The sequence below is a fragment of the Bacillus sp. Au-Bac7 genome (assembly GCF_021341655.1).
Lineage (GTDB): Bacteria > Bacillota > Bacilli > Bacillales > Cytobacillaceae > Niallia.
Map to the genome: position 1 here is coordinate 21,842 of NZ_JAJTTG010000013.1, position 22,207 is coordinate 44,048.

Sequence of the window (22,207 nt, forward strand, 5' to 3'; positions counted from 1 at the left end):
TATAATTAAGTTGATGAAAATACTCGGGTTTTACGTTATAATGAGGTAACGAAAAAAAAGGGGATGACATGAATGCCTTCAGTTGAAAGCTTTGAACTAGATCATAATGCCGTAAAAGCTCCGTATGTTAGACACTGTGGTGTCCACAAAGTAGGAAGTGACGGGGTTGTTAATAAATATGATATCCGTTTCTGCCAGCCGAACAAACAGGCAATGAAGCCTGATGTGATTCATACATTAGAGCATTTATTAGCATTTAATCTTCGTGCACATGTAGAAAAATATAATCATTTTGATATTATTGATATTTCCCCAATGGGCTGCCAAACTGGCTATTACTTAGTTGTCAGCGGTGAGCCGACTGTGGAAGAAGTTATCGATTTGCTTGAAGATACAATGAAAACAGCAGTTGAAATCACAGAAATTCCTGCTGCAAATGAAACACAATGCGGCCAAGCGAAGCTTCATGATCTTGAGGGAGCAAAAAAGCTTATGCAGTTCTGGTTAAAGCAAAGCAAAGAAGACTTGAAGCAAGTTTTCGCATAAGCAAAGCAAAAGAGGTGCTATCTAGCACCTCTTTTTTATAACAGTGGACTTAATAATCGAGAGAATGATTCCTTAAATTTAATCCATAATGATCTTTTTGAATAGCTGTCTAATGAAAGGGGAGTGCATAGCTTCATATCCTCCATAAAGCCGTCAGTCAGTGAATTCGCTATTTCCTCACTATATATAAATGCATTTACCTCAAAGTTCAGACGGAAGCTTCTCATATCAATATTAGCAGTACCTACAGAGCTGATTTTCCGGTCAACAAGCAATGTCTTGGCGTGAATAAAACCATTTTCATATATATATACCTTTGCTCCTGCTTTTAGCATTTCACCAATATAGGAATATGTCGCCCAATAAACAAACATATGGTCAGGCTTGTTTGGTATCATAATTTTAACATCTATCCCTGATAGGGCTGCAATTCTTAAAGTATCAAGCAAGCTCGCGTCAGGAATAAAGTAAGGTGTTTGAATAAAAACCGAATCCTTAGCAGCTGTAATCATTTTAATATAGCCATTTTTGATTTGCTCCCACTCAGAGTTTGGACCGCTTGAGACAATCTGCATCCCGATATTCCCGATAATTTCGTCAAGCTTACCAGGAAAATAATCTGGAGAGTAATGAATTTCATGGTGTGCGGCCGCTTGGTTCCAGTCAAGAATAAACCTTGTCTGAATAGCATAAATGGCTGTGCCGACAATACGAAGATGCGTGTCGCGCCAGTAGCCGAATTTAGGATTCAATCCTAAATATTCATCCCCAACATTAAAGCCTCCAATATAGCCGATATGCCCGTCGATAATGGCAAGCTTTCGATGATTACGGTAATTCATACGTAAATTAATTAAATGAAACTTGCTTGGGAAAAAGACGGCAACTTGCCCACCGGCAGCTTTTAATTCCTTAAAAGCGCGCTTTTGTAAAGTTCTCGAGCCAAGCTCATCATACAAGAGCCTTACTTCCAGCCCTTCCTTTGCCTTCTCAGTTAAGGCTGCAATCAGTTTGGAACCTATCCCATCATTTTTAAAGATATAATATTGCAGATGGATTGATTTTTTAGCTGCCATAATATCTTTTAATAATTGGTCGAACTTTTCCTTGCCGTCTGTATAAATATCGACTGCGTTATTTTCTGTCAAAACAGCATCATTATTGAATAAATTCATATAAATAAGATCTTGATTATTTCTAATAACTTCATTTGTAGTGCGCAGCTGATTTGAACTGATTTGCAATAATTGAGACGCCAAGACTTGTTCGATTCCAAGCTTTTTTCGCTCATCCCATTGGAACATTTTCCTATTTCGCAAATTTTGACCAATAAGAAGGTATAAAATAAATCCTAGTATTGGGATAAAGGTCAAAACCATGAGCCATGCCCAAGTGGCGATGGGATCTTTTCTTTCAAAGAAAATGACTAGGAAAGCGAAGATAATGTTAAGTAAAATGATTGTACTTAATAAAATAGTGTATACGTGCATAGAACAATCCCTTTCAACCTTTGTCTTTTAAATATTTCTTTTGTGTATCATCTGCAACCACTTCACGCCAAAGGTCGAGAGCAACAAAAGGTTCAAAAAATGGTAGTACTGAAGATTTCTGTATCATTATAGGTGAAAATGATTGATGTTGAAAACTATTTTGTTCCCATATAATCTTCCCTCCAACAAACAATATTAAACGAAACATCCAGATGGTAAAAGTACTTAATAGAGGTTATTTAAAACTTGATAAAGGACAAATCCATGACCAATGAGCTAAAGCTCTAAATAGATTTCCTGCAGGTAGAGAATGAAGGTTAAAAAGGAAAAGACAAGTCCGCTTGGAACTTGTCTTTTTTTGCAGAGTGAATTAGTGCAGGTTTCTTGGCGAAAACAATGTATGACCTTGCTGACGATAATCATCTTTGGCAAATTTGCCTTTAAGGCTTTCAATTAAATATAAGCCCATCAAGTCATACAGCTCTTGCTCATTTAGCTCTTGGATGATATGAAGAAGATCTTCTCTAGACATTTCCTCTAAAAAGGCGAATGCTAGCATATCAATATCTTCCTCATCACCAGTTAGTTTATTCTTATATAAATTATATAATTCATCGACTAATTTCATGATCCATTCCCTCCAAATGGTATATCGGTGTGTATTAATGTAACCGCTTTATTAATTATACTTACTATAATATCGGAGAATGTCTATTTTCGCCACAACTTAATTAAAGCTTTCAGTTTCATTATTATACCCCTATTCTTTATAATGGTTACATACCCTATCAATTGAAAGATATTCCAGTAGGACTAGAAAAATGATTACTAATGAATGTGAGGCAATGATGAAAACATTCTATGACAATAATGGACTAAAAGTGAATTTATCATTTGAGAAAAATGCATTTTCTCTTCCTGCAAAACATGTTTTAGTCATTTGTTTATGGGATGGAAAATGGCTGATGACAAAGCATAAAACGAGAGGCATTGAATTTCCAGGAGGCAAAGTCGAAGACAAGGAAACACTAATGGAAGCATGCAGACGGGAAGTGATGGAAGAAACAGGCGGAATTGTCGGCAAGCTTACTTGGATTGCAGAGTATGAGGTCCATGAAAAAGATTCTAAGTTTGTTAAAGCAGTCTATTTTGCACATATCTCTTCCCTGCAGCATAGAGATAATTATTTAGAAACAGAAGGGCCAAGAATCTATAACGGAGATATATTAGATGTCCGTTTTCATAAATCTTTCAGCTATATTATGAAAGATAGGACGATTGATTATTGTATAAAAAGAATGATGGAACAATTATCAGGAGAAAATTTGGGGTATTATACAAAAAAATAAAAAGGTGGGATTCGCATGAATGGAGAGATATTGGAGCAAATCAGATTCCCCTCCCCAAATCCTTCAATTGACTTGTATATCGTTACATATGCTGTAAATGGTTTGAAAGTAAAAGGATTACTTGCTGTACCTAAACAGGAAGACATTTCAGACGGATTTTTGTATTTACGAGGCGGAATAAAAAATGTTGGCAAGGTTAGACCAGGCAGAATTGTTCAATTCGCTGCAGAGGGCTTTATTGTGTTTGCACCATTTTACCGGGGCAATCAAGGTGGAGAAGGAAATGAAGATTTCGCTGGAGAAGATCGGGAAGATGGAATTGCTGCTTTTCATCTGCTAAAAAATTACCCGAGCGTTAAACGAGTCCATGTTTTTGGTTTTTCAAGAGGCGGTGTTATGGCTTTGTTTGTTGGCATTTATTGTCCTGTTGCTTCTATTGTCACATGGGGCGGTGTTTCTGATATGGTGCTGACATATGAAGAAAGGAAGGATTTGCGGAGAATGATGAAAAGAGTCATTGGCGGCACACCGGCAAAATATCCGGAACGGTTTCAAGAGAGAACGCCTCTTCATTATTTGGACAAGATTTGCGCACCTACTTTAATTATTCATGGAATGCAGGATACAAATGTGTCCATTGAACACAGCAAAAAGCTGGAAGAGGGGCTTCTAAAGCAAGGGAAAACCGTTGAAACATGGTACTTTCCAGAATTCACTCACTATTTCCCTCCTAAAGTCAATCGGAAGGTTGTAGAAAATTTATGCAGTTGGATGAAAAAACACAGTGAAAAGCTGGTAGAATATAAGTAAGGATAAGAAGGAGGGAGAACGAAAAATGGGAATGCCCTTAGAATTAAATACAATGATTGTCACCAAAGGAAATGAATTGCGCCTTGAGGAGAATTGGTTTCAACTCGAAAAAGAAGCATATCGTTTATATCCCCTGCATATTCCTTTAGAAGTCAGAAAGACCATTAAAGGAGAACTTATCGGAACTGCTTCCATTGAAAAACTGGAGTGGTCTGATGGAAAAACGAAAATAACATACAAATTGATTGCATTAAATTCGACTAATTAAAGATAAATATATTGACAGTAATTAAAAGTTTGAGCTATTATGAAATCTTGAACGGATACTCTCTTATCCTGAGCTGGTGGAGGGACTGGCCCGATGAAACCCAGCAACCTACTATGTGAAGAAAATAGGCTGAAACATCCATTTAATTGATGGATGGAGCAGACATTCTCTTAGGAAAGGTGCTAACCTGTAGCAAGGAAATATCCTTGAACGATAAGAGTGAAAGGTGCGAATCAATTTTGCTTGGAGCCTTTTCACTATTGAAAAGGTTTTTTGTATGCAATCTGGTCCATTATCTTTTAAAAAAATGTATATTTTTCATGTGTGTTTTTGAGCAAGTGTTTTTTGCCAAAGGATAACACTTCTCGGATAAAAACACCTTGTTTACTTCATACTATCTAGGGAATGAGTACCGTATCAATTTAGAGGGCAAGAGTGCTTGCCTTATAATAAGGAGGAAATCAGATGTCATCAAAACGTCGCTTGTTTACTTCTGAATCGGTAACGGAAGGTCATCCGGATAAAATCTGTGACCAAATTTCAGATGCGATTTTAGACGCTATTCTAGCAAAAGATGCAAATGCCCGTGTTGCAGCAGAAACATCTGTAACAACAGGATTAGTTTTAGTTGCAGGGGAAATAACTACATCTACATATGTGGATATACCGAAAATTGTAAGAGAAACAGTTAAGGAAATTGGCTACACTCGTGCAAAATATGGTTTCGATGCAGAAACGAGCGCAGTGCTTACTTCTATTGATGAGCAGTCTGCTGATATCGCTCTTGGTGTGGACCAAGCCCTTGAAGCACGTGAAGGAACAATGTCAGATGAAGAAATAGAAGCGATCGGTGCAGGGGACCAAGGATTAATGTTCGGCTTTGCATGCAATGAGACAAAAGAGCTTATGCCTTTGCCAATCTCTTTAGCTCATAAGCTTTCTAGAAGACTGGCTGAAGTGCGTAAAGAGGAAATCTTGCCATATTTGCGTCCGGACGGCAAAACGCAAGTTACTGTTGAATATGATGAAAATGATAAACCTGTAAGAATTGATACAATTGTTATCAGCACACAGCATCACCCTGAAGTGACATTAGAGCAAATTCAACGCAATATTAAGGAATATGTAATTAATCCAGTTGTTCCAGCAGAATTAATTGATGAAAATACGAAGTATTTCATTAATCCAACTGGCCGTTTCGTTATTGGCGGACCACAAGGTGATGCAGGATTGACAGGAAGAAAGATTATCGTAGATACATATGGCGGTTATGCAAGACATGGCGGCGGAGCTTTCTCTGGGAAGGATCCAACTAAAGTAGACCGCTCTGCAGCATATGCAGCACGCTATGTAGCGAAAAACATCGTGGCAGCAGGATTAGCAGACAAGGTTGAAGTGCAGCTTGCATATGCAATCGGTGTTGCTCAGCCAGTTTCCATTTCTATTGACACATTTAATACAGGCACTGTATCAGAAGAAGTTCTGGTAGACGCTGTCCGCGAAAACTTCGACCTTCGCCCAGCAGGAATTATTAAAATGCTGGACTTGCGTCGCCCAATTTATAAGCAAACAGCAGCATACGGACATTTTGGACGTAATGACCTAGATTTGCCTTGGGAACGTACAGATAAATCAGATGTATTAAAAACAGCTGTCGCTGGAAAATAAAAGAAGGAGTTGCACGGTAATAAAGTGTAACTCCTTCTTTCTTTTTCCGTCTAATAAGTCAGTAGAAAATTTTACTTGTTTTTAGCTCTTAAAATTATCAAGACTTTCGTCTATAATGGATTAATGTAAAATATAAATGGTAGTCAATATTTGCTAATAGGACATAATAATGTTTTAAAATAGCTCGGATTACATTTAAAGATTAACAGTAAAAGTTTATACTAACAGTAATTTAGGTCTCCTTAGTAACAGGAGAAGAATGGAGTAGGTGAGCAGTATGTGTGGTTTTGTAGGCTGTATACATGAAAAAGAGCAAAACTTCCAAGAGGCGCAAAAAGAACAATTTGCGAATATGAATAGAATTATTACACACCGTGGACCGGATGATGAAGGATACTTCTATGATGAACATATCCAATTCGGCTTCAGAAGATTGAGTATTATTGATATCGAGTCTGGGCATCAGCCGTTAACATATGAAAATGAACGTTATTGGATCATCTTCAACGGAGAAGTTTATAACTATTTGGAAATCAGAGAAGAGCTAGTGAAGGCAGGCTTAACGTTCCAAACTAACTCAGATACAGAAGTAATCATTGCCCTTTACAGCCATGAAAAAGAAAAGGCTGTTGAAAAACTTCGCGGCATGTTTGCATTTGTTATTTGGGACAAGCAGGAAAAAACATTGTATGGTGCTCGTGATCCATTTGGAATCAAGCCTTTCTTCTATTTTGATGATGGTGAAAAGACTTACTTTGCATCAGAGAAAAAGAGTATTGCAATGGCATTAGAAAGCGATGTATTAAACTATGAGTCTCTTCAGCATTATATGACTTACCAGTTTGTTCCTGAGACTAATACAATGTCAGAAGGCATCAACAAGCTTGAGCCAGGTCATTACTTCACGAAAAAACTTGGTGAGCCAATGGATATTAAACGCTATTGGAGAGCATCTTTCCAGCCTGTGAACAAAACGGAATCAGAGTTCGTTAAAGAAATTAAAGATGTGCTGTTTGACAGTGTAAAAATGCATATGCGAAGCGATGTTCCTGTTGGTTCTTTCCTTTCCGGCGGAATTGATTCATCGATTATTGCTAGTATTGCGAAAGAATTCCATCCTGGAATTAAAACATTCTCTGTCGGGTTTGAGCATAATGGTTTCAGTGAAATTGACGTAGCGAAGGAAACAGCGGATAAGCTTGGTTTAGAAAACATCAGCCGCATCATTACACCACAGGAATATATGAATGAAATTCCGAAAATTATGTGGCATATGGATGATCCGCTTGCTGATCCAGCATGTGTGCCTTTATACTTTGTTGCACAAGAAGCTAGAAAACATGTTACAGTTGTTCTTTCAGGCGAAGGTGCAGATGAACTGTTTGGCGGATACAATATTTACCGTGAGCCGCAGTCATTGGAAGTATTTAATAAAATTCCTAAAATTGGTAAGTCCCTGTTGCGTGCTATTGCAGCGATTCTTCCTGAAGGTGTTAAAGGAAAGAGCTTTATTGAACGCGGTGTGACACCGATGGAACAAAGATATATCGGAAATGCTAAGATGTTCAGTGAAAGTGAAAAAGCACAGTTGCTGTCCATCTACAACAAAAATATTGATCATACAGATATTACAAAACCTCTTTATGAAGAAAGCAAAGGTTATGATCCAGTTGACCGCATGCAGTTTATTGACATCCACACATGGATGAGAGGAGATATTTTGCTGAAAGCAGACAAAATGACAATGGCTCACTCTCTAGAATTGCGTGTACCTTTCTTAGATAAAGCTGTGTTTGAAGTAGCTTCTAAAATACCGTCTAGCTTAAAGACTGCAAATGGAACTACAAAGTATATTTTAAGAAAAGCAGCGGAAAGCTTTGTGCCTGAGCATGTATTAACACGCAAAAAACTAGGCTTCCCTGTGCCAATTCGTCACTGGTTAAAAGATGAGATGAACGAATGGGCAAAAACAATCATTAAAGAAAGCGATACAGACCATTTGCTGAACAAATCTGTTGTATTGCAGCTATTGGAAGACCATTGCCAAGGTAAAGCTGACAACAGCCGCAAAATTTGGACTGTATTGATGTTTATGGTTTGGCATAGTGTTTATATCGAAAAAAAATATTCCTTCGAAAAGGAATATTTAAAAGAAAAAACACTTGTTTAATTAATGGAGTAGGGAAGTTAGTTGCTGTAAGTTATTGCTTGGCTTCCCATCTGCACCCACGATGCAATAAAATCATCGATGGGTGCTTTTTTATTTTGTTCACCTGTCAATGGATCATTAAAGTAAACATAATCTTCGTCATAGCCAGTTATCAGGACGGAATGCTCGGAATATGTGATATCGATTGTGCCGCTTGGAGTTACCCATGTGCGGAAATTATCATCAGAAAGCTCTTGGAATTTTGAATTAGTAATAACCCAAACTGGACGGCCATCTGAAAGCTGTTCTTTTACCGAATCGAAATCAGAGCCAGTAAAATCAACGATTGCTCCTGGAAGATATTTTTCCGCTAGCTCAGCAATCGGCTTATGATAAACACCAAGCCCCGGACCTTCAAGGGAATACATATCTCCGACAAACCCATCATTAGGATTGCCATAATAAATAGTACCGTTAACGACTTCATATGCTGTAGTATTTTTAGTAATTTCTTCTGCAAGTGTCATCTTATCTACATCTACACCTGCATATTGCAAAAGCATCGCAAGAGCCGTCACTTCACAGCCTCTCGGAAGCTCTGGCAGTTGATTCATTGCAGTTGCTTCCAATAACACAGATTCTTTTATAGTTACTTTTGAACTTAATTTTTCTACATTTTCTTTAGCTGTAACAGCTATTTCCTCTACCCGCTCTTTTGCAAGCGCAAAATTCTTAGAACCGTCTAAATTTAATACATAAAAGCTGATGCCAACTAATATGGCTATTAAGGAAAAGAGCAGTCCTTTTACAATTTTAGTAAGCCTTTTTTGAACTACAAGGAATAATACGAAGAATAGAGCAAGGACAGAGTATAGTATTATTTCGTTTGTATTCATTTTCATCACCTATTTCTTATATAAGTATTTATCGGATAAATTTTGAGAAAATAAATAGTAAGAAATGAACTTTCTTGACTTGAAGATACCTTTCACGCCTAAAGAGGCTGCATTTGGTTATTTTTTAATATTTTTTTCCCGTTAGTGCATAATATAAAAACCGATTTTTTGTATTAAATATGTGTTTTATCAAATATAGAGTACTGCGGCAACCTTTAATTTTCCTTAAATAATCAGGAACAATCGCCGTAATTTAATTTAAAAATTTGTCAAAGTGCATTTACGTGTTACATAATAGAAGAAGCAATACTGTGATAAGTCGAATGGGGGAGATTTTTTATGTGGAAATGGGAAGCGGAAGGAGAGGCTAAAGCAGTCGTCGTGATTGTTCATGGTGCTATGGAGCATCATCGCCGTTACGGTTGGCTAATTGAAATGTTTCGCTTATCTGGTTTTCATGTCGTGATGGGGGATCTTCCAGGCCAAGGCATGACAACACGGTCAAGCAGGGGGCATATCGACTCTTTCAGTGAGTATACAATTGAAGTTAAAGACTGGATTCAAGCAGCCTACCAATTTGAATTGCCGGTTTTTTTGATTGCACACAGCTTAGGAGGCTTGGCATCTATTCGTCTGCTGCAACAGGAGAATCTTAAGCTTGCTGGTCTTATTCTCTCATCGCCATGTCTTGGGTTAAAAAAATATCCGCCGAAGCTGTTGAGCGCCATTTCAATCCTTTTGAACAAAGCTGCGCCTAGACTGCGCATGAATACAGGCTTAACAATCGAAATGGCGACTAGAAATGCAGAAATTAGGGAAATAGATAGCAACGATACCTTATATATTACAAAAGTGTCTGTAAGATGGTATAGAGAACTGATTAGTGCAATGGCTGCAGCCTTTGCGAATGTAAACAAAATGCAGGATTTGCCTCTTCTTCTTATGCAAGGGGGAGACGATTCAGTAGTAGATAAAAAAATGGTGAAAAATTGGTTCAATATGGTACCATTATCAGAAAAGAGATTTAAAGAATGGCCACAATGCTACCATGAAATCTTTAACGAGCCGGAACGAGATGATGTGTTTGACTATGCGCTTGATTTTATCAATAGTCAGCTAAAATCGATAGGTTATATTGTATAAGTGAGGTTTTAAAAATGTCTGTACCAAACATGCCACTAACATTAATGTCTAAAGTGTATTTAAAGGTTTTTCCTGTTGTTCACAAGGAACTGAACTATTGGACGAACAGAGCAAAGCAAATCCCAAATCCTGAGCTGCAAAGACAGGCTTTGGCGAGCATAAAGGACAAAACATTCCACTGTGAAGGCGGATCAATCATGGCCCTTATTTCAAGGCATGAATATAAGACTGCCATTAAATTTATTGTGGCATACCAAACAATCAGCGATTATCTTGATAATCTATGTGACCGGAGCACTTCATTAGATCCGCGGGATTTCTCTGCACTGCATGAATCAATGGAGCATGCGCTCACAGTCGGGGCACAACCCACTAACTATTACCGGTTCCGAGAGGATCAAGATGACGGCGGCTACTTGTATGATTTAGCCAAAACATGCCGGGACACACTCGCAGAGCTAGAGAATTATGAATATATTAAAGACCAGTTACTTGAACTTTGCCGATATTATTGCGATTTGCAAATACATAAGCATGTTATGGTAGAGGAAAGAATTCCAAGATTGAAATCATGGTTTGATGAGAACAAGCACGCAATACCTGAAATGGATTGGTATGAATTCTCTGCATGCTCCGGTTCAACATTAGGGATATTTTGTTTAGTTTCTTATGCATTAAGAAAGGATTTTCAGCCAGCTTATTCCTCCAATATTCGAGACGGCTATTTTCCATATATACAAGGTCTTCACATATTATTAGATTACTTTATCGATCAGGAAGAAGACAGACAGGGCGGCGATTTAAATTTCTGCTTCTATTATAAAGATGAAGAAGAGCTTTTCAGCCGGTTAAAGCATTTTGTAGAAGAAGCAGACAGACATACAAAAAATCTCCCTCATCAACGGTTCCACAAACTTATTAACAGAGGACTGCTCGGTGTCTACTTATCTGACGAAAAAGTATATAAGCAGCAAAATATTAGAAAGCTGGCAAGGGAAATTATTAAAACTTCCGGTCCGGTTGGCTACTTCTTTTATATTAATGGACGAGCATACCGCAAGTTTCAAAAGATGATTCCAGCAGGAATGATGAAGACGATATCTAAATAAATGTAGGCCGACAAGGGGAGTTGCAGATGTTTCCTGAACTAGAAACAGATCGGTTGCTTTTAAGAGAGATAGAAGAAAAAGATGTTAAAGCGATTTATAGTATATTAAGTCGTCCTGACGTTACGGTGCACTACGGGCAAGAGCCTTTTACCACAATTGAGGAAGCACGTTCCTTGCTGGCAATTTTCAATATGAATTACAGCATGCAAAAAGGAATTCGCTGGGGAATGGTAGAAAAGGACAGCGGCGCTTTTATTGGGACAATTGGCTATCATGCATGGCATCAAAAGCATAAGCGGGCTGAAATCGGTTATGAGCTTCACCCGGATTTTTGGAAAAAGGGCTATGGGATGGAGGCTATTTCTGAAGTTATATCATACGGATTTTCTGCTTTGCAATTGAACCGAATCTCAGCGATTGTGTATCCTGAAAATAATTCATCTCAAAAAATGCTGGAAAGAGCAGGTTTTCATAAAGAAGGTACTTTGGCAAAATATATGGTTCAAAATGAACATATTTATGATTGCCTCATGTATTGTCTGCTTCACCCTTCCTTAAACGAAAAGAAATAAAAAAATGCCGGGAATCAGTCTTACTGATTATCCGGCATTTTTTCTTATTTATCTTTTCTCAATGGCAATAATAAAAGGCGGGTTGTTTTTTTGGTTAATGAACTGATATTTTAGAACATGCGCTTTTTCCTGACTGAAGTTTTCAGCGAATGTAAGCAGCTCGTCTCTTTCTTGTGCACCTTCAGTATGTCCATGATAAATGACAAGAATAATGATTCCTTCTGGTGCAAGCATGTTAAATATTTGTTCGACTGCCATTATAGTCGTGTTCGAATTTGTAACGATTGATTTATCTCCACCAGGCAAATAGCCTAAATTGAAAATAGCACCCTTCACAAGTCCATGCAGTTTTTCAGGAATAATTTTTTCCACATTTTCATGCCCTGTTTTAGTAAGAATTACCCGATTAGTAAGGGACTGGGCTGCAAGTCTGCTTTTCGTTGCTTCAAGGGCCTGATCCTGAATATCGAAGCTGTATACCTTGCCGCCTTCTCCTACAAGGTTTGCCAGAAAACAGGTGTCATGACCATTTCCCATTGTCGCATCAATGGCAATATCGTCTTCATCGATTGCATTTTCTAACAATGTTCTTGCAAAGGGAAGTATGCGTTCCAGCTTCATATCGTCACCTTTTCCGCATTATAAAATTTTCCTTGCCAGCTGTCACGTCTTTTCAATTCTGCATCAATGCTGTTCAGTACATCCCATTTGTTGACACTCCACATTGGTCCAACCATTAAATCAATCGGTCCATCGCCTGTAATTCGATGAATGATCATACTTGGCGGCAATATTTCCAGCTGGTCGCAAACAAGCTGAATATATTCGTCAAAGGTTAGAAACTTAAGCAATCCTTTTTCATATTGTTTAACCATAGGTGTGCCCTTCAGCAAATGAAGCAAGTGAATTTTAATTCCTTGCACATCAAGCTTGCTCACTTCTTTCGCTGTTTCCATCATCATTTCATTCGTCTCAAGTGGAAGCCCGTTAATGATATGTGAGCAAATGCGGATATTATGTTTTCTCAGTTTATTAACACCATCCACATATGTTTGATAATCATGGGCTCTATTAATAAGCTGTGCTGTTTTTTCATGGACAGTCTGCAAGCCAAGCTCCACCCATAAATAGGTGCGCTCATTCAGTTCTGCCAAATATTCAACAACATCATCAGGAAGACAATCTGGTCTTGTCGCAATGGAAATGCCGACAACATTTTCCTGCTTCAAAACAGTTTCATACTTTTCTCTCAGCACTTCAACAGGAGCATGTGTATTTGTGTATGCTTGGAAATAAGCCATATATTTGCCGTCTTTCCACTTTTCATGCATTTTGTTTTTTATATCGTGAAATTGCTTTTCCAATGAATCGACACGATTCCCTGCAAAGTCACCGCTACCAGCAGCACTGCAGAAAGTACAGCCGCCGTGTGCCACCGTGCCGTCCCGGTTAGGGCAATCGAAGCCTCCGTCTAGTGCGATTTTAAATACTTTATGTCCAAACTCGCCTCGCAAATGATAATTCCATGTATGATATCTTTTATTATCAGCTGCATAAGCAAATGGATTTTGCTGACTCAAAAGAATGACCTCCTTATAATGCAATCTAAATGCATAACAAAAATTTTAACATGTAACTGCTGCTTCTCCAAACAGTTTTATATAAACCGCTAATTCAGTAAAGAAAAGGAAGTCATAAGAAGGTTGCAGACTACAGATAATATGTAGCGAAGCACTATTGCTTCAAAGACAGCAACACTTGTTGGGAGGGCTATATATTGGCAACTCGTGATTCTATGGATGAGCTTTTGGAAAGATGTAATACAGCGATAGGCTATGCAGAAGAACAGTATAAAATTGCTCAAATGCAGGAGCATTATAATATAGAAGAATATACAGATGCACAATTTCAGCTGGAAAATGTATTTAATGACTTGCAAACGATGGATCATAGTGCCAACGCGCAGCAAAGGGATCAATTATACAGAATGAGGCTGCTTATACAGGATAAGCAAAATCAAATGGCCCTACATTTACCATAAAGAGTCTTAGTAATGCATCAAAAAGGGCGATTCTAATGATGAATCGCCCTTTTAATATTATTCTGTTTTAGGTACTCTAAGCTTGCTGGTTTTTAATGGTGCATCATAGAAGTAAGCAGCTGCCATACCAATAACAAGTAAGAAAATTAATACAGGTACAAGCAGGCCAATTCCATTAACATCGACTAGATAGCCTCCTAATAAAGGACCTATCATTCTGCCGCCGGTTGCTGTACTGTTGATAATACCTTGGAAGAAGCCTTCCCGCCCCTTTGGTGCCAGTTTATCTGCAATGGTTGGAACAGCTGGCCATATTAACATTTCCCCTACGGTGAGAATGATCATGGCAGCTAAGAACCCTGCAAACATGTCTGCTTGACCGACGATAAGGAAAGAAATAATAAAAATAACAATACCAATTAACATCTGCATTTTTACAGAAGAACATATTTTCTTCGTAAACAGACTGATGAGAGGCTGACCAAAAACGATTAAGCCGCCGTTAACGGCCCATAGTAAACTGTATTGTGCAAGCGGAATATTTAACTCTTGTGTATGTGTAGAAATGGTCGCTTGCCATTGTACATAACAAATCCAGCACAGCAAATAACCGAAGCCGAGAATAGTAAGGGCATAAATAGCTGGATTTCGATGTGCTTTCTTTCTTTTTATACCATTGTCTCCTGCCGTTTGCACAATAGGTTGAACTTGGATGTTTTTATAGCTCAATAAAGCAATAAAGAAAAATACAACATACATAAATGTATTAGAGATAAAAATCCAAGTGAACGAATAGGAAGCAATTAGCCCGCCAATTGCTGAACCTAATGCAACTCCAGCGTTTTGGGCAACATAAATGCTGTTAAACGCTTTTCTGCCTCCCTCTGGCCAGACATTTCCCGCCATTGCATACATGCTTGGATAAATAATCCCAGATCCAAAGCCTGACAATGTGAAGAAGAAGCAATAAGCTTCCCAAGCATTCCAGACGGACAGCCCTAACAAGGACAAAGCTGTTAACGAAATTCCCAGAAGAATGGAGAGATAGCCTCCTAATTTATCATAAAGCGCGCCGCCAACCAAATTCCCGATTACACTTGCACCAGAATTAAGCATTAAGATAAAACCGGCAACTGTAAGAGATTTTCCGAGGTGGTCGTGGATATATATACTGTTTAATGGCCAAAGCAAAGAAGAGCCGGTGACATTGACAGCCATTCCAATTACTAAAAGCCATAGTGCTCTAGGCATATGTGGTGCTCCTTTACCATTTAATTTGCTACCAGCAATAAGTGTAATGCGATTTTAGAACTCCTGCAATAGAAATAACTCCATCTGCATGAAGGCGGAAAATTAGTTATTTTCTGTTAATTAAAACGGTTACTTTTAACAACTGTGCGAATAAAACAGATAATTTATTGAAAAGTTAGACAATTTAATCTACAGTAGAAATATCATGCTCTTGTATAGAAAGGAATTAAGATTCATGACAAATATTTGTTTAATAAGGCACGGAGAGACAGATTGGAATTCCTTAGGGAAGATTCAAGGCAGAACCGATATTCCATTGAACTCGAACGGAATTAGACAAGCAGAACAATGCCGGGACTATTTGAAGGAAACTAGCTGGGATTTTATCATCACAAGCCCTCTTATTCGGGCAAAGGAAACTGCGGCTATTATAAACGAGTCTCTAAACCTGCCTATAGTAGAAATGTCCGAATTCATTGAAAGAAGCTTTGGGGATGCAGAAGGAAAAACAAAGGAGGAAAGACAGGTCCTTTATCCTGATATGCTTTATCCTAATGCAGAGCCTTACTGGGAATTGGCAGAAAGACTGAAACAGGGCTTGGCAGATATTCTGCAAAGCTACCCACAGCAAAAAGTTCTCCTTGTTGCTCATGGGGCTGTCATTCATACCATTTTAAGAATTCTGTCAAACGAGGAAATTACATTAGACAATACATACTTAACAAATGCTTGTATAAGCAATATTCATTATAAAGACAGTAAATGGGCGATAAAGGACTACAACATCGTCACACATTTGCAAGTTTAATTACGGGAAGGATGAGGAGAAGATGGTTAAGGATTTTGGGGCATTTGCAAAAAAAGAGGTTGTATTAGAACCATTAAATACAGGGGAATTATCAGGCTTAAGCTTTGCAGTTAAGGATGTGTTTGCTATAAAAGGACATCAGTCAACGGCAGGAAATCCAGATTGGCTCAAGACTCACCCTGCTGCAGCAAGTACAGCTTTCTCTCTCAGCCTGTTACTTAATAATGGCGCAAGGCTTGAAGGAACGACGATAACAGATGAACTGATGTATAGTCTTAATGGAGAAAACTTTTATTATGGAACTCCAATCAACCCGAAAGATCCAAAGCGCATTCCTGGCGGCTCATCATGCGGATCAGCAGTCGCAGTAGCAGCGGAATTAACTGATTTTGCAATCGGAACAGATACGGGCGGGTCTGTCCGAATTCCTTCTTCTTATTGTGGAATCTATGGCATCCGTCCAACTCATAATATTGTTGATATGGAAGGAGTCATTCCGTTAGCTAAAAGCTTTGATACTGTCGGTTGGATGGCAAGAGACGCAGAGACATTACGAAAGGTTGGCAACGTATTGATTAAAGAGGAAGGTTCCAGAGAGCCTTTCACTCGTATTTTGATGGCAGATGATGCATGGGAATTGATTGAACCTAATGCAAAAGAGGCATTATTAACGGAGTTGAAAAAATGGCAGACAGCTTCTTTAACACATTCGCAAACGGTATTGGCAAATGAGGGGCTTGCTGACTGGGCAGAGACGTTCAGGATGCTGCAAGGCAGAGAGATTTGGGAGGAGCATGGAAAATGGATTGAAAAGTATAAACCATCCTTCGGTCCTGGCATTGCAGAACGATTTCAATGGGCAAGCACACTAGCTGAAGCTGATATGTCCCCATTTATAAAGAAAAGACGTATGATTCAAGAAAATATGGAAAAACTGCTAAAGGATGATGGCCTTTTAATCATTCCAACATCACCTGGAAAAGCACCTCTGCTCAATCTGTCGGTGGAAGAACTGGAACTGCGCAGAAGCAGGACATTCCAGCTCTGCTGCATTGCTGGGTTAACCGGCTTCCCGCAGGTGAATATCCCGCTTGCAGAAGTAGACGGCGTTCCTGTTGGTGTATCTGTGATTGCTGGCAAAGGTCAGGATAAAAAGCTCCTGCAATTTATTGCGTCACTTGAAGCAAACAAACGGTGACCGAAATCCTTAACGGTGCATATGCTTAACAAGGAGCTGGCGGAGATAGTTCTTGCTTAATAACTTCTTGCATCCGTGAAGAAAATAACATACAATAAACATCATATAGGGCAACAGCTAGGAAAAGGAATAGTAAAGATGCTTTTTTGTTGAAGAGAGCTGGCGGATGGTGCAAGCCAGTCAAAAAAAATCTTGAACTCGCCTTTGAGTTGCAAGTGTGAACTAACAGTAATGCTTGCCGTACACCGCGTTAAGGGATAAATGAAGCGAGTGATTTATTCACTAATTGTGGGTGGTACCGCGGGAGATATACATATATTCCTCTCGTCCCTATTTGGGATGAGGGGATTTTTTGTTTTCTAAGGAAAACAAACCCTGCGAATAGAAAACTAATAGGAGGAAATAAGATGAGCTTTAATCATCAGAACATAGAAAAGAAATGGCAAAGCTATTGGCAACAAAATAAAACGTTTAAAACAAGTGAAGATAAAGGGAAAAAGAAATTCTATGCACTTGACATGTTCCCATATCCATCCGGAGCGGGCCTTCACGTAGGACATCCAGAAGGATATACAGCTACTGATATTCTTTCAAGAATGAAAAGAATGCAGGATTTTAATGTTCTTCATCCAATGGGTTGGGATGCATTTGGATTACCTGCAGAACAATATGCACTTGATACAGGCAACCATCCAGCACTATTCACAGAAAAAAATATTGAAACATTCAGACGTCAAATCAACTCTTTAGGCTTCTCCTATGACTGGGACAGAGAGATTAACACTACAGATCCAGATTATTATAAATGGACACAATGGATTTTCTTACAGCTATTTGAAAAAGGCTTAGCATATGTTGATGAAGTGGCAGTTAACTGGTGCCCTGCTTTAGGAACAGTGCTTGCCAATGAAGAGGTCATTGACGGAAAGAGCGAAAGGGGCGGACATTCTGTTGAAAGACGCCCGATGAGACAATGGATTTTAAAGATTACAGCTTATGCTGACCGTTTGCTTGAAGATTTGGATGAAGTGGATTGGCCGGAAAGCATTAAAGAAATGCAAAGAAACTGGATCGGACGTTCTGAAGGAGCGGAAGTGACTTTCCAAATTGATAACCATGATGAAACATTCACTGTGTTCACGACAAGACCAGACACACTGTTTGGTGCTACTTATGCTGTACTTGCTCCTGAGCATGCGTTAGTTGATAAAATCACAACAGCAGAGCAAAAGGAAGCAGTTGAAGCATATTTAGAGAAAATTAAGAGCAAGAGTGATTTGGAAAGAACGGACCTTGCTAAAGAAAAAACAGGTGTATTCACAGGAGCTTATGCTGTTAATCCAGTGAATGGCGAAAAAATGCCGATTTGGATTGCAGACTACGTGCTTGTCAGCTATGGAACTGGAAGCATTATGGCAGTTCCTGCACATGATGAAAGAGACTTCGAGTTTGCAAAAACTTTTGATTTGCCAATTAAAGAAGTGGTAGCTGGCGGAAATGTACAGGAAGAAGCCTATACTGGTGATGGAGCGCATGTTAACTCTGACTTCCTTGATGGGCTGCAAAAAGAAGAAGCAATCACTAAGATGATTGCATGGCTTGAAGAGAAAGGCATCGGTACGAAGAAAGTAACCTACAGACTTCGTGACTGGTTATTCAGCCGTCAAAGATACTGGGGTGAACCAATTCCAATTATTCACTGGGAAGATGGCACAATGACAGGTGTCCCTGTGGAAGAATTGCCGCTAACATTGCCTGATACAGCAGAGATTAAACCATCTGGAACTGGTGAATCGCCTTTGGCAAACATCTCTGAGTGGGTTAATGTAGTAGATCCGGTTACAGGTAAAAAAGGCAGACGTGAAACAAACACAATGCCGCAATGGGCGGGCAGCAGCTGGTATTATATCCGCTATATCGATCCGAAAAACAGTGAAGCTATTGCAGACCCTGAAAAGCTGAAAGAATGGCTTCCAGTTGATATTTATATCGGTGGTGTAGAGCATGCGGTTCTGCATTTATTGTACGCACGCTTCTGGCACAAGGTATTGTATGATTTAGGCGTTGTACCTACGAAAGAGCCATTCCAAAAGCTGTATAACCAAGGGATGATTCTTGGTGAAAACAATGAAAAAATGAGTAAGTCTAAAGGTAATGTAGTTAATCCGGATGAAATAGTCTCAAGCCATGGTGCTGATACACTTCGCTTGTATGAAATGTTCATGGGACCACTTGATGCAGCAATAGCTTGGTCAACGAACGGACTTGATGGTTCAAGAAGATTCCTTGACCGTATTTGGAGATTGCTTGTGGATGATAATGGCGAGATTTCAAGCAAAGTTCAAGAAATCGATGAAGCGAAGGGTCTAGACAAAATCTACCACCAAACGGTGAAGAAGGTTACAGAGGACTTTGAAGGATTACGCTTTAACACAGCTATTTCCCAAATGATGGTCTTCATTAATGAGTGCTATAAGGCAGATGCGATTCCAAAAGCTTATATTGAAGGCTTTGTGAAGCTTCTTTCCCCAATTTGCCCTCATATTACAGAAGAGCTGTGGGAAAAACTTGGAAGCTCATCAGGTACGATTGCATATGAAGCATGGCCAGCATATGATGAAGCAAAATTGGTAGACGATGAAATCGAAATCGTTATCCAAATCAACGGTAAAGTAAAAACAAAATTGATGGTTCCAGCTGATGCGAATAAAGATGCTCTAGAGCAAATCGCTATGGAAGACAGTCAAGTGAAAGAGCAAATTGACGGGAAAACAGTTAGAAAGATTATTGCTGTTCCAGGAAAATTGGTTAATATTGTAGCTAATTAATACAGAAGTCCAGCCATACTGTGTGGCTGGACTTTTTTTATATAAAAACAGTGGGCATGTGATTTGCATCTTTTTTTTAATTGTTCTATATTACAATGAGTGGAAGTTAACATGATTCGTACTGGTAGAATGGAGGAAATAATAAATGGAAGATATTAAGATAATTACAACAGAAGAATTAGAAGACAAGCTGAAAAAAGGGGAAAAGCTGGAGCTTGTTGATGTTAGGGAAGATGATGAAGTAGCAGAAGGCATGATTCCAGGGGCTAAGCATATTCGCATGAATGATATTCCTGAAAAGCTAGACTACTTCTCAAAAGAGAAAGAATATATTTTTATATGCCGCAGTGGTAAAAGAAGCGAAAACGTCTGCTATTTCCTTGAAGACCGAGGCTACAAGGTTGTTAACATGGTTGGTGGAATGCTTAACTGGAACGGTGAAACTGTTTAATCTAAAGAACCCTTCGCAGCTTGCTGTGAAGGGTTTTTTATTTTCATATTGTCTAAAATGACGATAAATTGGCTATTATTTTAATAGAATATTCTGATCACTTAGGAGTGTGGATGATGATAAAGGTTAAATTATTTGACCAGGAGCATGAAAAAGATCTGGAAATGGAAATGAATAAGTTCCTGGAGAAGCTTGATGAAAAGAAGCTTTTAGATATAAAGTATAATGTTGCAGCATTACAAGAGGGGGAAGAAGAACAGATTTATTGTTTCTCCTCGATGATTATATATAAAAGCTGAACAGTCTATTAAACCGTTCAGCTAACTTTTTACATAAACATATTTTTTGCTTCAAGAGCGGCATTTACACCAGCAAGTCTTCCTGTCACAAACGCACTTGTGATGTTATATCCCCCTGTATATCCATGGATGTCCAATATCTCTCCACAAAAGAAGAGTCCTGGCATTAGCTTTGATTCCATTGTTTTTGGAGAAATCTCTTTAATAGAGACACCTCCGCCTGTAACAAATGCTTTCTCAAGCGGCATTGTACCGTTGACTTTAAAAGAGAATCCTTTGCAAAGAGAGGTGAATTTTTTTAGCTTATCTTGGGAGACAGTAGCTCCTTGTGCTGCAGGATCAATTTCTGCAAGCTCAAGTAAAAACAGTAAATAGCGTTCTGTTAAGAAACCTTTTAAAATGTTTTTCACCGCTTTTTTAGGCTCGTCCTTAACGAGTTTACTTATTTCTTGGAACAGTGGTTCTTCCTTTTTATCAGGAAATGAATCAATCGAAACAGGAATTTCTGCTAAACCGGTTTTCTTCAGCTCTTTGACGACGAACTGGCTGCAGCGCAATACAGCTGGACCGCTGATCCCAAAATGGGTGAAAATCATATCCATCTTATGTGTGATAATAGGTTTTCCTTTTTGGTTTAATACACTCAGCGCAACATCTCTTAAAGACAAACCTTGTAATGTTTTTTCCTTGATAAATGATTCGCTTGAAGTGACAGGTACTTCTGTTGGAAACAGCTCGGTAATAGTATGTCCAGCACTCTCTGCCCAAGCATATCCATCGCCAGTTGAGCCTGTATGGGGCACAGATTTGCCGCCGACAGCAATGATGAGAGACTTCGTGACTGCCTCTTTTCCGTTTTGCATAAAGATTGTCTTAGTGCCGTCTTCATTATAGGATACCTTTTTAACAGGAGTATTTGTCCGGATTTCAACCTTCAGTCTGTCGAGCTCCTGCAATAAGGCATCAACAACAGATTGAGCTTTGTTAGAGACAGGAAACATTCTGCCATGATCCTCTTCCTTTAGAGCAATTCCTAAATTCTCGAAAAAATTAATAATATCTTCATTATTAAAAATCGAAAACCCGCTGTAAAGAAAACGTCCGTTACCTGGAATATGCTTAATAATTTCATCAACAGGAAGCCTGTTTGTGACATTGCATCTGCCGCCTCCTGAAATAGCAAGCTTGCGGCCAAGCTTTTCCCCTTTATCAATTAACAGGACCTTTGAACCAGATTCAGCAGCACCAATCGCTGCCATTAATCCAGAAGGACCGCCGCCAATTACAATTACTTCATATTGCATAGATGAACCTACTTTCTTTTTCCTATA

General features: G+C 38.8%; 22 protein-coding genes, 1 riboswitch and 1 other annotated feature. Of the genes, 15 read left to right on the forward strand and 7 right to left on the reverse strand.

The window, feature by feature from the left end:
- Positions 1-72 precede the first annotated feature (72 nt).
- Complete coding sequence (locus tag LXM54_RS22575) at positions 73-546, forward strand: S-ribosylhomocysteine lyase (protein WP_233317599.1); 474 nt, start codon at positions 73-75, stop codon at positions 544-546.
- Between the two features lie 35 nt (positions 547-581).
- Here the strand turns inward: LXM54_RS22575 and cls are convergent, their stop codons facing one another.
- Positions 582-2,036 (reverse strand): cardiolipin synthase, encoded by a 1,455-nt coding sequence (cls, locus tag LXM54_RS22580; protein ID WP_233317600.1) that lies wholly within the window; start codon positions 2,034-2,036, stop codon positions 582-584.
- A 370-nt stretch (positions 2,037-2,406) separates the two neighbouring features.
- The gene (locus LXM54_RS22585) at positions 2,407-2,664 is read right to left on the reverse strand and encodes a DUF6154 family protein (RefSeq protein ID WP_233317602.1); all 258 of its coding nucleotides are present in this window, start codon (positions 2,662-2,664) and stop codon (positions 2,407-2,409) included.
- A 193-nt stretch (positions 2,665-2,857) separates the two neighbouring features.
- Between LXM54_RS22585 and ytkD the strand changes: the two genes are divergently transcribed.
- The 5 genes from ytkD to asnB all read left to right on the forward strand — a co-directional run bounded on the left by ytkD (position 2,858) and on the right by asnB (position 8,301).
- A complete protein-coding gene (gene ytkD, locus LXM54_RS22590) occupies positions 2,858-3,385 on the forward strand; it encodes an RNA deprotection pyrophosphohydrolase (RefSeq protein WP_233317604.1) in 528 nt (175 codons plus the stop codon).
- Positions 3,386-3,400: 15 nt separating this feature from the next.
- The gene (locus LXM54_RS22595; RefSeq protein ID WP_233317606.1) at positions 3,401-4,195 is read left to right on the forward strand and encodes an alpha/beta hydrolase family protein; all 795 of its coding nucleotides are present in this window, start codon (positions 3,401-3,403) and stop codon (positions 4,193-4,195) included.
- Between the two features lie 25 nt (positions 4,196-4,220).
- Complete coding sequence (locus LXM54_RS22600; RefSeq protein ID WP_233317607.1) at positions 4,221-4,463, forward strand: DUF2584 domain-containing protein; 243 nt, start codon at positions 4,221-4,223, stop codon at positions 4,461-4,463.
- A 60-nt stretch (positions 4,464-4,523) separates the two neighbouring features.
- Positions 4,524-4,683, forward strand: a riboswitch (SAM riboswitch).
- Between the two features lie 245 nt (positions 4,684-4,928).
- Entirely contained in the window at positions 4,929-6,131 is a 1,203-nt protein-coding gene (gene metK / locus LXM54_RS22605; protein ID WP_233317609.1) for a methionine adenosyltransferase, read from the forward strand.
- A gap of 277 nt (positions 6,132-6,408) precedes the next feature.
- A complete protein-coding gene (asnB, locus tag LXM54_RS22610; protein ID WP_233317722.1) occupies positions 6,409-8,301 on the forward strand; it encodes an asparagine synthase (glutamine-hydrolyzing) in 1,893 nt (630 codons plus the stop codon).
- 17 nt (positions 8,302-8,318) lie between these two features.
- Here the strand turns inward: asnB and LXM54_RS22615 are convergent, their stop codons facing one another.
- On the reverse strand, positions 8,319-9,176 hold the full coding sequence (locus tag LXM54_RS22615; protein ID WP_233317611.1) for a C39 family peptidase: 858 nt from the start codon (positions 9,174-9,176) through the stop codon (positions 8,319-8,321).
- Positions 9,177-9,515: 339 nt separating this feature from the next.
- Between LXM54_RS22615 and LXM54_RS22620 the strand changes: the two genes are divergently transcribed.
- The 3 genes from LXM54_RS22620 to LXM54_RS22630 are packed head-to-tail and all read left to right on the forward strand — an operon-like array spanning position 9,516 to position 12,000.
- Positions 9,516-10,319, forward strand: a complete 804-nt coding sequence (locus tag LXM54_RS22620) for an alpha/beta hydrolase (protein WP_233317613.1) — start codon at positions 9,516-9,518, stop codon at positions 10,317-10,319.
- 14 nt (positions 10,320-10,333) lie between these two features.
- On the forward strand, positions 10,334-11,428 hold the full coding sequence (locus LXM54_RS22625) for a tetraprenyl-beta-curcumene synthase family protein (protein WP_233317614.1): 1,095 nt from the start codon (positions 10,334-10,336) through the stop codon (positions 11,426-11,428).
- 26 nt (positions 11,429-11,454) lie between these two features.
- Entirely contained in the window at positions 11,455-12,000 is a 546-nt protein-coding gene (locus LXM54_RS22630) for a GNAT family N-acetyltransferase (RefSeq protein WP_233317615.1), read from the forward strand.
- A 48-nt stretch (positions 12,001-12,048) separates the two neighbouring features.
- Here LXM54_RS22630 and LXM54_RS22635 read toward each other — a convergent pair whose 3' ends face one another.
- Positions 12,049-12,621: a class I SAM-dependent methyltransferase gene (locus LXM54_RS22635; RefSeq protein WP_233317617.1), complete on the reverse strand. Its 573-nt coding sequence runs from the start codon at positions 12,619-12,621 to the stop codon at positions 12,049-12,051.
- Positions 12,618-13,580 carry a TIGR01212 family radical SAM protein gene (locus LXM54_RS22640; RefSeq protein ID WP_233317619.1) on the reverse strand — a complete coding sequence of 321 codons (963 nt, stop codon included), beginning with the start codon at positions 13,578-13,580 and terminating at the stop codon, positions 12,618-12,620. The genes LXM54_RS22635 and LXM54_RS22640 overlap by 4 nt, the downstream gene beginning before the upstream one ends.
- 197 nt (positions 13,581-13,777) lie before the next feature.
- On the opposite strand from LXM54_RS22640, the gene LXM54_RS22645 reads away from it, so the two are divergent.
- Positions 13,778-14,041, forward strand: a complete 264-nt coding sequence (locus tag LXM54_RS22645) for a YtzC family protein (RefSeq protein WP_233317621.1) — start codon at positions 13,778-13,780, stop codon at positions 14,039-14,041.
- 57 nt (positions 14,042-14,098) lie between these two features.
- On the opposite strand, the gene LXM54_RS22650 is transcribed toward LXM54_RS22645, so the two are convergent.
- Positions 14,099-15,292, reverse strand: coding sequence for an MDR family MFS transporter (locus LXM54_RS22650; protein WP_233317623.1), 1,194 nt, complete (start codon positions 15,290-15,292; stop codon positions 14,099-14,101).
- A gap of 235 nt (positions 15,293-15,527) precedes the next feature.
- Between LXM54_RS22650 and LXM54_RS22655 the strand changes: the two genes are divergently transcribed.
- The 5 genes from LXM54_RS22655 (at position 15,528) to LXM54_RS22675 (ending at position 20,876) form a co-directional block, all read left to right on the forward strand.
- Positions 15,528-16,100, forward strand: coding sequence for a histidine phosphatase family protein (locus LXM54_RS22655; RefSeq protein ID WP_233317625.1), 573 nt, complete (start codon positions 15,528-15,530; stop codon positions 16,098-16,100).
- Positions 16,101-16,122: 22 nt separating this feature from the next.
- Positions 16,123-17,298 (forward strand): amidase, encoded by a 1,176-nt coding sequence (locus LXM54_RS22660; RefSeq protein WP_233317627.1) that lies wholly within the window; start codon positions 16,123-16,125, stop codon positions 17,296-17,298.
- Between the two features lie 110 nt (positions 17,299-17,408).
- Positions 17,409-17,633: a binding site (T-box leader), on the forward strand.
- Positions 17,634-17,705: 72 nt separating this feature from the next.
- Positions 17,706-20,126 (forward strand): leucine--tRNA ligase, encoded by a 2,421-nt coding sequence (gene leuS / locus LXM54_RS22665; RefSeq protein WP_233317629.1) that lies wholly within the window; start codon positions 17,706-17,708, stop codon positions 20,124-20,126.
- A gap of 145 nt (positions 20,127-20,271) precedes the next feature.
- The gene (locus LXM54_RS22670; RefSeq protein WP_233317631.1) at positions 20,272-20,577 is read left to right on the forward strand and encodes a rhodanese-like domain-containing protein; all 306 of its coding nucleotides are present in this window, start codon (positions 20,272-20,274) and stop codon (positions 20,575-20,577) included.
- A 116-nt stretch (positions 20,578-20,693) separates the two neighbouring features.
- Complete coding sequence (locus LXM54_RS22675) at positions 20,694-20,876, forward strand: sporulation protein Cse60 (RefSeq protein ID WP_233317723.1); 183 nt, start codon at positions 20,694-20,696, stop codon at positions 20,874-20,876.
- 29 nt (positions 20,877-20,905) lie between these two features.
- On the opposite strand, the gene LXM54_RS22680 is transcribed toward LXM54_RS22675, so the two are convergent.
- Positions 20,906-22,180, reverse strand: coding sequence for an NAD(P)/FAD-dependent oxidoreductase (locus LXM54_RS22680; RefSeq protein WP_233317633.1), 1,275 nt, complete (start codon positions 22,178-22,180; stop codon positions 20,906-20,908).
- Between the last annotated feature and the right edge of the window lie 27 nt (positions 22,181-22,207).

Bases quoted from the DNA above. Each gene is read 5' to 3' on its own strand.
- LXM54_RS22625 (WP_233317614.1), top strand. From the start codon at position 10,334: ATGTCTGTACCAAACATGCCACTAACATTAATGTCTAAAGTGTATTTA.
- LXM54_RS22575 (WP_233317599.1), top strand. From the start codon at position 73: ATGCCTTCAGTTGAAAGCTTTGAACTAGATCATAATGCCGTAAAAGCT.
- LXM54_RS22585 (WP_233317602.1), bottom strand. From the start codon at position 2,664: ATGAAATTAGTCGATGAATTATATAATTTATATAAGAATAAACTAACT.
- LXM54_RS22595 (WP_233317606.1), top strand. From the start codon at position 3,401: ATGAATGGAGAGATATTGGAGCAAATCAGATTCCCCTCCCCAAATCCT.
- LXM54_RS22615 (WP_233317611.1), bottom strand. From the start codon at position 9,176: ATGAATACAAACGAAATAATACTATACTCTGTCCTTGCTCTATTCTTC.
- LXM54_RS22670 (WP_233317631.1), top strand. From the start codon at position 20,272: ATGGAAGATATTAAGATAATTACAACAGAAGAATTAGAAGACAAGCTG.
- LXM54_RS22675 (WP_233317723.1), top strand. From the start codon at position 20,694: ATGATAAAGGTTAAATTATTTGACCAGGAGCATGAAAAAGATCTGGAA.
- LXM54_RS22655 (WP_233317625.1), top strand. From the start codon at position 15,528: ATGACAAATATTTGTTTAATAAGGCACGGAGAGACAGATTGGAATTCC.
- asnB (WP_233317722.1), top strand. From the start codon at position 6,409: ATGTGTGGTTTTGTAGGCTGTATACATGAAAAAGAGCAAAACTTCCAA.
- metK (WP_233317609.1), top strand. From the start codon at position 4,929: ATGTCATCAAAACGTCGCTTGTTTACTTCTGAATCGGTAACGGAAGGT.
- LXM54_RS22635 (WP_233317617.1), bottom strand. From the start codon at position 12,621: ATGAAGCTGGAACGCATACTTCCCTTTGCAAGAACATTGTTAGAAAAT.
- LXM54_RS22620 (WP_233317613.1), top strand. From the start codon at position 9,516: ATGTGGAAATGGGAAGCGGAAGGAGAGGCTAAAGCAGTCGTCGTGATT.
- LXM54_RS22600 (WP_233317607.1), top strand. From the start codon at position 4,221: ATGGGAATGCCCTTAGAATTAAATACAATGATTGTCACCAAAGGAAAT.
- LXM54_RS22650 (WP_233317623.1), bottom strand. From the start codon at position 15,292: ATGCCTAGAGCACTATGGCTTTTAGTAATTGGAATGGCTGTCAATGTC.
- ytkD (WP_233317604.1), top strand. From the start codon at position 2,858: ATGATTACTAATGAATGTGAGGCAATGATGAAAACATTCTATGACAAT.
- LXM54_RS22660 (WP_233317627.1), top strand. From the start codon at position 16,123: ATGGTTAAGGATTTTGGGGCATTTGCAAAAAAAGAGGTTGTATTAGAA.
- LXM54_RS22630 (WP_233317615.1), top strand. From the start codon at position 11,455: ATGTTTCCTGAACTAGAAACAGATCGGTTGCTTTTAAGAGAGATAGAA.
- LXM54_RS22680 (WP_233317633.1), bottom strand. From the start codon at position 22,180: ATGCAATATGAAGTAATTGTAATTGGCGGCGGTCCTTCTGGATTAATG.
- cls (WP_233317600.1), bottom strand. From the start codon at position 2,036: ATGCACGTATACACTATTTTATTAAGTACAATCATTTTACTTAACATT.
- leuS (WP_233317629.1), top strand. From the start codon at position 17,706: ATGAGCTTTAATCATCAGAACATAGAAAAGAAATGGCAAAGCTATTGG.